Here is an 11,966-nt window from a genome sequence, read left to right as displayed (position 1 = left end):
CTGAAGAGGATCGGGGCTGTTTGTTGATATTGGCCGCGAAAATAGAGTCCTAGACTACTGCTGTTTATTAAGCATACTAAACGGTTTTACCTTCATTTTGTAAGGCAAGCACTTCCCTTGCTGCTTCTATAAAAGATAACACGATAGGTGAAAGCCACTTGTCTTTATGCCACAACATCTGTGTATACACGTGCAAGTCTGGAATTTGCCATGAAAGGGGAACTAGTTCCCCTCGTTCAACTTCTGCTTCCGTAACGATTTCCGGAAGAAAGGCAATACCGATTCCTGAAATTGCGCATTGTTTAATGGCCTCAGCGCTTTGAAATTCTAAATACGTAATGCTATCAATGCCCTCTTTCTCAAATGACCGGTCAAACATGGTTCGATAGGGACAGCCTTTTTCATTTGTCAGGAACACTTGCCCGTGAAAATCTTCAAGCTTTAGCACAGTCCGTTTTGCGAGCGGGTGATCTGGAGCGGCGAACAAGCGGAAATTTTCTTCAAGCAACGTTTCCACGGTAAGTCCGGTCGATCGAATCGGTTCGTCCAACATATAGACAATATCCGCGGTTCCATCAAAGAGTGTTTGCTTGAGCTCTTGATTCGGAACGGAGCGGAAGATCAGACGGACTCCCGGATGCTGCGAACGAAACCGTTGAAAGACAGCTGGAAGCCGATAGGCGCAAATAACCTCATTGGCACTTATCGTTAGGATGCCGGTTAGATTTTCATTGTCATGAACGACGCTGTGAGCTTCATCCAATTTGTCGAGAACGGCTTGAATATGAGTTAAAAAGCGCTTACCCGCAGTTGTGAGAACAAGCTGCTTGCCCAAGCGATCAAAGAGGCGGACACCAAGCTCTTCCTCCAATGCTTTAACTTGCATCGTGACGTTGGAGGGGACGTAATTCAGCACTTCAGCAGCCCGAGTGAAATTTAATGTTGATGCAACCATGCGGAACGTCTTTAGTTGGCGCAACTCCAATATACGTTCCTCCCTTACTTTCAAAATTATTGAATACTACTATGAATTCCATTCACTTTTATTGAGGATATCACGGATCTATACTAACAACAAGAAATACAATTTAAATGTATGGTTTCAACACGAAAGGAGCAAACAACACGATGGAGTATGAAACTTTTGATTTGGGTGACGTATCTTTGCAATCTGGACTGACGTTGCCGAACGCTTTTCTTGCCTATAAGACTTACGGAACATTAAACGAAAAGAAAGATAATGTCATTGTGTATCCAACGGCTTTCGGCGACCAGCATGTTCAAAATGAATGGTTAATTGGAAGTGGGATGGCACTCGATCCGGAGAAATATTTTATTATCGTTCCGAATCTGCTGGGCAACGGATTATCTTCGTCTCCTAGCAACACACCTCCTCCATTCGACCGTGCTAAGTTTCCGCAGGTGACCATCTATGACAATGTCATGCTCCAGCATCGGCTGATTACCGAAAAGTTCGGCATTCAAAAGATTGCTCTCGTAGTTGGATGGTCCATGGGAGGCATTCAGGCCTTTCAATGGGGTGCAAGTTTTCCTGAGATGGTGGAGCGAATTGCACCTTTCGCGGGAATTGCCAAGCCGTGGCCGCATACCTTTGTTGTCTTGAAGAGTATGGAAGCTGCGCTGCTATCTGCGGTTGGTTTCGATTCAAGCAAACTAAACCAGCTGACTTTTGAAGACATGCGCGCCGTTGGCCGGGTCTATGCGGGATGGGGATTATCGCATGCGTTTTATAGAGAGGAGCATTATCGTAAGATGGGATTTGACTCCTTAGAAGATTTTGTGGCTGGCGTCTGGGAAGATAGCTTTATGAAGATGGATCCACATAATGTCCTAGCCATGTTATGGACAGGCCAACATGCGGATATTAGTGCAAACCCCTCCTATAACGGAGATTTTGATAAAGCGCTTAAGAGCATTAAAGCTCTCGCCTGCATCATGCCGGGAAGCACTGACCTCTTCTGCACAGCGGACGATAATGAATACGAAGCTAAGCTTATACCTAATGCAGTCTTTAAACCAATCCCTTCGATCTGGGGCCATTTTGCCGGTCGCGGAATCAACAGTGCCGATAATCAATTTATTGATGATCACCTAAAACACTTGTTAGCCCTTGGCACAAACGAATAGATCGCGATTTGCATTGCTGCCAGTTATTTCTGGATCAGCTGTCGGATATTTATTAAATTCTGCTGAGCCCTGGACATGTTTTTAAAATGCAATAGACAACTAAAATAACTCAATTATCAAGTTAGTCAAGTCATAAGCTATATTTAAATTGCCCCTACTAAACCTTGAATCTTGAACTAAAAAATCTGCCGGTTGCTCGGCAGATTTTCCTGTGATCGTGCGAAGATATCCAACAGTAGCCTTACATTAGCGCATAAAAGACAGCTGATCGTTAACTACTGGCTCCTCAATGTCTATATTCAACAAACGATCTGAATCCAAATCCGTTCCAACGCCAGGAATGGTATCCTTTTGAATATGAAGGAGCTTCTCACTAATATCCCATAACTTCTTTGCGGACGCCGGATCAATGGCCCAAGGACGAACGCCATGTTGAAGCTGGCTGTCTGCCGGTACGACCTCAGCGATATCGCAGTCCTCACAATAGACGCCGCCCATGCCATTCAGCATTGGACTTACCGCACACCAAACCGAAGTAGCGGCACCTTGCTCGACAGTTTTAAAGCCACCGGATGAAGTATAGGAACCGTCTACATTGCGGGTAACGCCCCATGCCGCCAAATCTTCGTTACTCAAATGCCGAACCAAACCGGACAAGATCGCTCCGGGGTGAACTGCGAATGCGCGAATCCCGTATTCTTGCCCGCGGCGATCGAGCTCCACGGCGAACAACGAACACGCAGTCTTCGACTCCCCATAAGATATGTTTTTATCATAAGGCCTTTTGTTAAAATGCAGGTCATCGAAATCGATCGGTCCTATCATGTGACCTATGGACGAAAGCGCGATGACTCGTGCATTACCAGAACGCTTCAAAGCTTCCCACAAGCGTAACGTCAGTTGAAAATGCCCGAGATAATTCGTAGCGAAATGGGTATCGAACCCGCGTGCGTCTTTTCGTTCAGGGGTAAAACTTACGCCAGCGTTTAAAATAAGCAGATCCAGCTCTCGACCAGAGTTCATAAATGCTTTTGCAAATGCTTCAACCGAGTTCGGATCCATTAGGTCGAGTCCGATTACCTCGACATTAGGAAGAGAAGCAAGAATTTCTCGTGCGCGCTCCACGCTTCTGGCACCGACAATAACGGTTGCCCCGGCACCTGCTAACACGCGAGTTGTTTCAAGTCCGATCCCACCATGCCCACCTGTTACGATAACTGACTTGCCATGAAGGTCTTGACCAGCTACAATTTCTTGCGCGGTTGTTTCGGGTCCGTATCCGGAATGCAGCGGTTTCTGTTCAGTTATCATAAGCTAATGCTCCTTTAAAGTGTTTTTCAAATAATGTAGGATAGATTTTCCTGTACCGATAATTAATATTCATGTTTTCCGCCATCAAAAATAGGCTAACCAGTATATTCTGGTTAGCCTATTGATACGAAAAGCCGCGTATACGCGGAATTTCGTTGCTTTTTTAGAATTCGTTTGATGCCGCAGTCTGTTACTTTATAGGCTTCATAAGTCGCTTCGAGAGTTCATATGCGCTTCGTTCCACCCAGTTGTGGGCGAGTTTCCCATCACGAACCTCCCATACCGCGATGCCGGTAAGCTGAATCGGGCGATCGTCGGGCAGAGAACCAAGTACGCCTTGGTTGTATCCCGTGACTACCCATCGCGATACAACGCGCTTGCCGTCGGCGCCGCTGAACATATCAAGGCTTTTTAACTTGATGTCGCGGATCTTCGAAGTGAATGTTCGTGCCCACTCCTTAAATGCAGCGCGACCCACAATGTCACCGTCCGCGTTCGAGAGAATAAAGTCATCCGTACAGAGACGGTCGATGACATCGAGGTTCTGCGGAAGGTTGTAAACGTTGGCCCATAACTCCGTTAGAAGCTCTTCGCCGATATTGCTGGATAAATTCATATGATCACCTCGTGTCGATTACACGGAATAGCCAAAATTACTCATCGACTGACCCGCTTTAGTTATTTTATGAAGTCCAAATGTTAATTTCTAAGTGTTAACGGTATTAAGCGAGTATTGGTGGCCCAATAATGAAGGTGTCATTCTGCTCGGCCAGTCGCCCAATTTCCTCGATTGAATGTCGGCCGATTTCAGGAAAGAAATCATCGATTCCGCCTGGTGCGAAGGTGAATAGGATACGTCCACTATTAGGCCCGACGTTTGCCCACGCATGAGGTAGGCCTCGTGGAACCACGACACTCGTGCCTGGAGCAGCCTCTAATTCCTCCTCTCCCACTTGGAATCGGAAAGTTCCTTCAAGAATCTCGAATATCTCTTCCCTTTCCTTATGAATATGCTTTGGCGGACCAATCAAAGCTGGTACACGCGCTTCAATGACGGTTATTGCTCCGCCAACTTGACTGCTGTGAATACGAATAGCCATTTGTTCGCCCGGCATCGTATCGAACCATTCGAGATCCTTGGCGAAAGTAACAGCTGCTTTGTTTAAAGCCCTATTAACCTGTTCCATTTTCATTTCTCCTCGCTATCCGTTTTTATTTTATCTATCCGCTGCACCAACACTTTCTCTTATATGACAAACTTTTGACCTATCAGTTGTTCGCTAAGGCTCCAGAGCCGATCGGCTGCTTCGGCGTCAACCGCATACGGCATCACACCGGAATCCGTTAAGGTTGAATCGTTGTCCAAATAAAAGTCCGACTCAGCGTCATGCCCGAGAGAAGCGATATCACAGTTCTCACAGTAGACGCCGCCCATATTGTTAAGCTGCGGACTCGTCGCGCACCATACGCTGGTAGCGGCCCCTTGTCCTACCGTCTTGAGATTTTTCGCGGGGTCGAGAACAGGCTGTCCGTGCTCGTCAATGACGCCGGCCGCTCGAAGTTCCTCCTCCGAAAGATGTTTTTCGAGACCTGTGCCGACAATGCTGCCCGGATGAAGGGAGAAAGCCCGAACGCCGTCGGCCTGACCGCGTTTGTCCAGTGCGACAGCGAAGAGAATGTTGGCCGTCTTGGACTGGCCATAAGCTGCCCAGCGATCATAGTCGCGTCGATCGAAGTTGGGATCATCAAATACGACAGGCGAAAAGTGATGCCCCCAAGACGAAACCGACACCACCCGTGCGCCATTTGCCTTGCGCAGCGCTGGCCATAGCCGTGCAACAAGCTGGAAATGACCCAAATGGTTCGTCGCGAATTGCGATTCATATCCCCTCGTATCGCGGAACAGCGGAGATGCCATAATGCCTGCGCTGTTTATCAGGATATGCAATGCTTGTCCGGTGGCAAGAAACTTGTCTGCAAACGCATTAATCGAGGAAGAGTCCATCAGGTCCATCACTTCAATATCAACGCCGTCGATGTTTGCAAGAGCGTTCACCGCTCTATTGTAGTCACGCGTTGGAACGATAACCTTGGCGCCAGCTGAACGCAACACACGTACGGTTTCAAGACCGAGCCCGGAATAACCTCCGGTAACGATGGCGGTTTTGCCGGAAAGATCAATCCCCTTAATAACGTCTTCAGCTGTTACAGAAGCTCCAAACCCGGAGCCGATTGGTGTTTGCATTGTTGTCATCATAAAGTTCCCCTTTAAAGGTTAGTATAATAAATGGCTTATCGAGCGTTTGCTATCCGTATTGGAATGTTAGCCGCAAAGTCCAGCTCGTTCAGTTGGCAACCCCATATTGTAATTTTTTATTTATGCGTGATCATCATAATAAGTCTCCTTTATTGATATTTAGACAAATAACGTTTAATGTCTACATGCATATAGTATACGACTAGACAAAGTTTGTAAAGTGTATAATAATTACATCATGGACGATAAAAAAAAGCTTCATATACTAACCGTTGCATTGGACGTGTTTTTCAAGTATGGCTATAAGCGAGTGTCAATGAATGAAATAGCAGAAGCCGCCGGCATTTCTCGTGCGGGCCTCTATCTGTATTTTAAGAACAAGGAGGAAGTTTTTAACGCGACGATTCTTCATTACGGCGACCTTCTTATTGAAGAAATAGTGGAAGGGCTTAGTTCGAGGAAAACGCCTGAAGACAAAATTTTATATGCGTTCGAGGTATGGTCAATTAACAATTTTGATCAATCGTTGGATTCACCTGAAGTAAAAGAAATGACTGAAAGCTCCTATACATTTGCTCAAGAGGCACTCCATGCGAGCTACAATAAGCTTGAGGTTGTTCTGGTCTCCATCTTGGAATCCCAGTTGAAATCGGCCAACTGCCTAAATAGCCTATCCTCTGAGAAATTGGCTCATCTTTTAACAAGTGCAAGCCGCGGGTTTAAGATTGTCGCCAGAAACTCTTCGGAGCTTCGCGAAATGATTGAAGATTTGCTTCGATTGATTCTTAACAACTAGGAGAGAATGTTTCATCTCTTGCAATCCGGAAAGCCGACTATAGATCGGCTTTTTTGCTTTCTTTATTTTTCTAAATATCTGCACAAAAATCACGCTATCCTTCAGTCAATAAAAATGGCAGCTGAGCAGCTGCCTTGGTTAGTAGGTTATTAATGTTCTCTTATATTAGAAGGGATGATTAATTGACAATTTTACTGTAACTAACTGTTTTTTCGTGTCTCCATCAACAAAAACTAATATTGGTCCCAAAATTTTTTCCTAAAATGCTTACTCATGTCCATAAAAATAAGCGTTGCCGGATTAATGACAACGCTTATTGTTTTTTTATATTTTTAATCGAGCTATTGCCTTGTTGTTACCACACTCCCGTAAACATTTGGTTTGAATTCCGAACTTCCGGCCATCCATGGTAGCAGTAGCATTGCTGGTCAATCATCGATTCACCGCATATCGCTCCAACTTCATTTCGTACCCAGACCTTCGCGCGGATGCCGACGGATCAATTCCTGCGCAGCCTCGCCTCTTCCGGTTTCCTCAAGCCGAGTTACATAGTCCTTCAGATGGCCCTTCGCATGGTAGGGCCCTCCTTCCCGGATTACCGTCCACAGCGGGTCGATATCGCTCTTCATCGAAGCCATCATGCCATCATGCCATTCATTCAAGTAATAGACCGCCTCGCGGCACAGAGCCTTGCACGACTCAGCCAAATTATGCTGCTCGTGCGGATCTTCCTTCAAGTTGAACAGCATCTCTTTATCGAACAAGTGGAACCCGTCATGATACGTTCGAATGTACAGATAATCCCCGAAGCGAACGCTGCGCTGACAGACATGCGCGCATTGGGAGACGACGAGATACTCCCGCTCTCTGCCCACGGACGCTCCTCCCGTCAGAACCTGCGCATAGCTCGATCCGTCCCAGCCCGGCTGCGGTTCTTTGCCCAGCAGCTGCGCGAGCGTCGGCAACAGGTCCAGATGATAATGCAGTCCTTCGTCTACCTGACCCCGCGCCAGTCCCGGCCACCGGATGATCATCGGAATCCGGCACGTCCCTTGGTCGGCTGTCCCGTGTTCGCCATAGATGCCAAGCTCGCCCATATTCTCGCCGTGATCGGCGGTAATGATGACAACCAGATCATCCATGACTCCCTGTGATTCCAGCGCCTTGAACAGCTGCCCGATATTGTCGTCCATAAAGCGAATGCCAGTGTCATAGCCGTCGATCATCCTGCGCAGCCCCTCCCGGTCCTTGAATTCGCCGGGATGCCTCGGATACTTGGGATTGGTAATGTTATCGAACATATTGATCTCCTGCGCGCTGTGTGGACCTACCTTCATCGTCGTATGCGCGAGCAGAACCTCGTCCGTTATCCAATCCGGCAGCGGCTCGTCTTGGAAAGGATGGCCGAAAGCATCCGGAGCCCTGTACGGCGTATGCGGATCCCAATAATTGACGTACAGGAACCAATTATCTTGACTCGCATTCCGCTCGATCCAATCCAGAACGACTGGCGTGACCTCTTCGGCCGACTCCATCCCGCCTCGTCCGGTATTGTGGATCTCGTTGAAGCCGGCGTAGAACGTCCACGCCGAGTGGCGCTCGCCGAACGGGCTGATCAGCGCGGTGCGAAGGCCGGCGGACCGCAGCAGCGAAGGGAAGCTCTCATGATTCAGCCGGCTGCGGAATTGACGGTCTTCGCCGTCATGCCTCACATCACCCGCGGTTCCGCCATGGCCGACGACGCCGTTATGAATGCCGAATCGTCCGGTCATTAGCGCGGTACGCGATGGAAAGCACGGCGCATCCGAGGTGTAATAGTTCGTAAAACGCACCCCTTCTTCGGCGATCCGGTCAATGTTCGGTGACGTATTCCGATGATAGCCGTAGCAGCCGAGATGATCGGGCCGCGTAGAATCCAGGTCGAGCAGCAAAATTCTCATGTCGAGCACTCCTTTGAACATTGTTAATAGTCTGTCCGCGGCATCCCGATGCCCCTAGATACTGCCCTACCCTTTCACCGCACCGGCGATCCCGTCTACGAAGAAACGCTGCAGCAGTAAAAAGATGACGATGATGGGCACGAGGGCGATCGTACCTCCGGCCGCGATTCCTGTCCAATCTACGATATTCTCGCCGCGCAGCGCGTATAACCCGACCGCCAGCGGCCGGATGTCCGGCTTGCTTAACGTCAGCACGAGCGGCAGAAGGAAGGAATTCCACGTCCAGATGAACTGCATGATGATCATGCTTCCGATGACCGGTTTGGCGAGCGGGAGCATGATTGAGACGAAGGTCCGAAAGAACCCGCAGCCGTCGATAATGGACGAATCCTCCAGCTCCCTTGGCAGCTGGCGAAAGAACCCGGCGAACAAGAGCACGAAGACGACATGGCTGCCGCCGGACTCCGCCGCGATTACGCCGGGCAGCGAATTCATCAGCCCGAGCTTCTTGATCAGCTCGAAGATCGGGATGATCGCGAACTCGAGCGGGACGAACATGCTGGCCGCAAATAGAGCCACGATCAGCCTTTTGCCGCCGAACGAATAACGCCCGATCGCGTAGCCGCAGGTAGCCGTCACGAGGAAGACGATGAGGATGACGGTAACCGTAATGACGACCGAATTGACGAAATACTGGCTGAAGTTCCCTTCGTTCCATGCCCGGCTTAGGTTCGCGAAGTGTAACGAGCTCGGAATGAGACTGAGCCCGTTGTTAAAGAATTCCTCCTCCGTTTTGAAGGAAGCGGCGACCATCCATAGGAACGGATACACCCAAATGACGAGCAAACCGGCGGAGACGAGGTACAGCAGTACTTTTCTGACGGTCCGCAGCACCTTCTTGGCGGCAATCGCGTTCATCGCTTCACGCTCCTTTCACTGCCGCGCCTACCAAGACCGGTGCACAGCCGCTGGATGACGCCAATCGCGAGCACGGTCGCCGCGAACAGAATGCCCGCCGCCGATGCGTAGCCGAGTCTAGGCAGGCCGAGCTCGCTGGAGAACGCGTAACGGTAAATATAGGTGGACACGACATCCGTAGCGAAGAAAGGTCCGCCGTCGGTCATCGTTTTCACCAGATCGAATACTTTCAACGCGCCTGCGATATCGAGCAGCAGAATGATCAGGCCGATTGGCACGATTAGCGGCAGCGTTATGTACCGGAATACCGCGAAGAACCCGGCGCCATCCACTTTGGCCGCTTCGTGCAGTTCGCGCGGAACGCTCTGCAAACCGGCTAGCCAGTACACGACGTTAATGCCGAGATTTTTCCATACGTAGATGATAATGACCGTGAACAGCGCCCAATCCGCATCGCCCAGCCAGTTGATCGGCGAATTCAGGATGTGAAGACGCTGAAGCAGCCAATTGACCGCGCCGTCGGACGCCCAGATGTACACCATGATAATCCCGACGATCGAGGCGGTCGTCACCACGGGCAGGAAGATAACCGTACGGTAAAAGGCTGCGAAGCGCAGTTTCGGATGATTCAGAATGACCGCTGCGGCAAGCGCAAGCCCAATCTGCAGCGGGACGGCGCCCAGCATAAAGACAAATGTGTTTCGGTACGCCTTCCAGAAGTACGAATCGGCGATCAGCGATTTGAAATTATCGAGACCGATAAAGGCGGAACGAGAATCGAGCCCCGACCAGTCCAGCAGCGAATAGTACCAGCTGACCGCGATCGGCCAGCCCGTAAACAAGAGGAACAGTGTCAGATTCGGCAGCACGAACAGCCAGCACCAAAACTGGACACGAGTATGGCGGGATCGTGCTGTCCGCCCCCGTCCCAATGTTCCCTTAGAAGGTAATACTTCAGTTTGCAATTTCATGGCGTCCTCCTTCAGGGAGAGGAATAGGGATAACGCCATTCCTCCACACCAGTGCTTGGCTTCCTAGATCATTTGGCTGCAGCATAATCATCAGCCTCGTAATTCTCCAGCGGCTTCCAATTAGCGAATTCAAAATCCTTGGCGTCGACCGCGGCGCCGTTCTTCTTTGCCGCCTCGATCGCCTCCGACCACGCGCGGTCCAGCTGCTCGGACAGTTGATGAAGCTTCTTGGGCGCATCCGAGATCGCGCCGCCGACCACGCCGGCCAGCAGCTCGCCCAAGCTTGGATGCACGTCCTTGAACGCCGCGAACACTTCGGAGACGGCAGGGTTCAAGATGTTCGGATCCGGGACCATCCGGCCATACTGATTCGCGATATCGTAATATTGCTTCAGCTGCTCGGAAGTCGCATATTTCTCATTAATGCCTTTAACGACGGAGAAGGAATCGCCGGTCTCCACTTTCTTCGCTTGGAAGAAATCGCCGCCGTAGTATTCCTTCAGATAGAGCGCTGCTTCCTTCGGATGCTCCGACTTCGCGGACAAGCCGAGCCAGCCTCCTGAGCTGGTCAACGGAAGCGCGCCTTTCTGCCGGCTGTCCGGAACCGGAGGCGGCGCGACGCCGAAGTCAAGCTCCGGGTTATCCCGCTTCCATACCCCGACATTCCAGGCGCCTTGAATAATGAACCCGGCCTGGCCTTGCGCGAATAGTGCCCGGGCTTCCGGCGCGGACAGGCTCATCGTCTTCGGATGATAGCTGCCGTCCTTGGCGATCGATTGGAACAGGTCGAATAGACCCAGCACGGCCTCCGAATCGTACGTCGTTTTCTTCGTGACGAGGCTAATCGGCGACTGGCTGTTCAATCCGCTTCCTGCAAGGGCAGACCAGTCTCTTGCGGCATCCGTCCAGCGGTTCGTCTGTTTGCCGCCTTCGATAATGCCATAATACTTCCCGTGGCCCGCTTCCGTAATTTTCTTGGCGGCTTCGCGGAATTCGTCGTACGTGGCCGGCGGCTTCTCGGGATCAAGCCCCGCCTCCTGGAACAGCTTCTTATTGTAGAAGAGCAGCGTGCCCGGCAGAGACAGCGATTCGGGAATCGCATAGATCTTGCCGTCCACCTTCGTCGTCCCCTCTTGGAACGTCCCATCAATGAACAAGCTCTTAAAACTGTCGTCGATGTAAGGGTCAAGCGGCTGGAACCAGCCGTCCTTCACCAAGGTCGCCAGCTTCATGCCGGTCGGGATCGGGAACAGATCCGGCGCCTCTTCCGACTTCACCGCTGTTAGAATCGTGTTCTTGAACTGGTCAATCGTTAGCTGTGTATATTCAATCTTGATATTGGGGTATTTCTCCGTAAACTTCCGGTGGAACTCCTCCCGGATTGCCTTCGTGCTGTCGCTCCAATCCATTACGCGCAGCGTCACTTGCTCGGCCTGCCCCGTGTTTGCTCCCGCGTTACTCGTCTGCTCCGAGCCTTCGGCAGGCGCAGACGCATTCGACGAGCATGCCGACAATAAGCTCATTGCGGCAAGCAGCATGATAGCGGTTCTCTTTTTTCGCTCAAACCCCTTCATTAATATTATTCCTCCCTGTATACTATGATATAAACTAATAATACCCGATCG

The 11,966-nt window shown here is 50.3% G+C and carries 11 protein-coding genes; 2 read left to right on the top strand and 9 right to left on the bottom strand.

Annotation, left to right across the window (positions count from 1 at the left end; translation table 11 throughout):
- Window positions 1–76: 76 nt before the first annotated feature.
- Window positions 77–985 carry a LysR family transcriptional regulator gene (locus EV294_RS04385; protein WP_132304158.1) on the bottom strand — a complete coding sequence of 303 codons (909 nt, stop codon included), beginning with the start codon at window positions 983–985 and terminating at the stop codon, window positions 77–79.
- A 143-nt stretch (window positions 986–1,128) separates the two neighbouring features.
- Here EV294_RS04385 and EV294_RS04380 point away from each other — a divergent pair, with 143 nt between their 5' ends.
- Window positions 1,129–2,148 (top strand): alpha/beta fold hydrolase, encoded by a 1,020-nt coding sequence (locus EV294_RS04380; protein ID WP_132304156.1) that lies wholly within the window; start codon window positions 1,129–1,131, stop codon window positions 2,146–2,148.
- Between the two features lie 246 nt (window positions 2,149–2,394).
- On the opposite strand, the gene EV294_RS04375 is transcribed toward EV294_RS04380, so the two are convergent.
- The 4 genes from EV294_RS04375 to EV294_RS04360 all read right to left on the bottom strand — a co-directional run bounded on the left by EV294_RS04375 (window position 2,395) and on the right by EV294_RS04360 (window position 5,716).
- Window positions 2,395–3,459 (bottom strand): SDR family NAD(P)-dependent oxidoreductase, encoded by a 1,065-nt coding sequence (locus EV294_RS04375; RefSeq protein ID WP_132304154.1) that lies wholly within the window; start codon window positions 3,457–3,459, stop codon window positions 2,395–2,397.
- Window positions 3,460–3,649: 190 nt separating this feature from the next.
- Window positions 3,650–4,075 carry an ester cyclase gene (locus EV294_RS04370; protein ID WP_132304152.1) on the bottom strand — a complete coding sequence of 142 codons (426 nt, stop codon included), beginning with the start codon at window positions 4,073–4,075 and terminating at the stop codon, window positions 3,650–3,652.
- A 106-nt stretch (window positions 4,076–4,181) separates the two neighbouring features.
- Window positions 4,182–4,646 carry a cupin domain-containing protein gene (locus tag EV294_RS04365; protein WP_132304150.1) on the bottom strand — a complete coding sequence of 155 codons (465 nt, stop codon included), beginning with the start codon at window positions 4,644–4,646 and terminating at the stop codon, window positions 4,182–4,184.
- Between the two features lie 59 nt (window positions 4,647–4,705).
- Window positions 4,706–5,716 (bottom strand): oxidoreductase, encoded by a 1,011-nt coding sequence (locus EV294_RS04360; RefSeq protein ID WP_243711560.1) that lies wholly within the window; start codon window positions 5,714–5,716, stop codon window positions 4,706–4,708.
- A gap of 238 nt (window positions 5,717–5,954) precedes the next feature.
- Between EV294_RS04360 and EV294_RS04355 the strand changes: the two genes are divergently transcribed.
- A complete protein-coding gene (locus tag EV294_RS04355; RefSeq protein WP_132304146.1) occupies window positions 5,955–6,512 on the top strand; it encodes a TetR/AcrR family transcriptional regulator in 558 nt (185 codons plus the stop codon).
- Window positions 6,513–6,973: 461 nt separating this feature from the next.
- Here the strand turns inward: EV294_RS04355 and EV294_RS04350 are convergent, their stop codons facing one another.
- From EV294_RS04350 to EV294_RS04335, 4 genes are all read right to left on the bottom strand, one after another.
- Window positions 6,974–8,452: a sulfatase family protein gene (locus EV294_RS04350; RefSeq protein ID WP_132304144.1), complete on the bottom strand. Its 1,479-nt coding sequence runs from the start codon at window positions 8,450–8,452 to the stop codon at window positions 6,974–6,976.
- 66 nt (window positions 8,453–8,518) lie between these two features.
- Window positions 8,519–9,370, bottom strand: coding sequence for a carbohydrate ABC transporter permease (locus EV294_RS04345; RefSeq protein WP_207918098.1), 852 nt, complete (start codon window positions 9,368–9,370; stop codon window positions 8,519–8,521).
- A complete protein-coding gene (locus EV294_RS04340) occupies window positions 9,367–10,341 on the bottom strand; it encodes a carbohydrate ABC transporter permease (protein ID WP_165930576.1) in 975 nt (324 codons plus the stop codon). The genes EV294_RS04345 and EV294_RS04340 overlap by 4 nt, the downstream gene beginning before the upstream one ends.
- A 68-nt stretch (window positions 10,342–10,409) precedes the next feature.
- Window positions 10,410–11,915, bottom strand: coding sequence for an ABC transporter substrate-binding protein (locus EV294_RS04335; RefSeq protein ID WP_165930575.1), 1,506 nt, complete (start codon window positions 11,913–11,915; stop codon window positions 10,410–10,412).
- Window positions 11,916–11,966: the final 51 nt, after the last annotated feature.

Source organism: Paenibacillus sp. BK033 (assembly GCF_004345425.1).
In the GTDB taxonomy this organism is placed as follows: domain Bacteria; phylum Bacillota; class Bacilli; order Paenibacillales; family Paenibacillaceae; genus Pristimantibacillus.
Note: the sequence above shows the minus strand (reverse complement) of the source record. Positions and strands in the feature narration are given on the sequence as shown.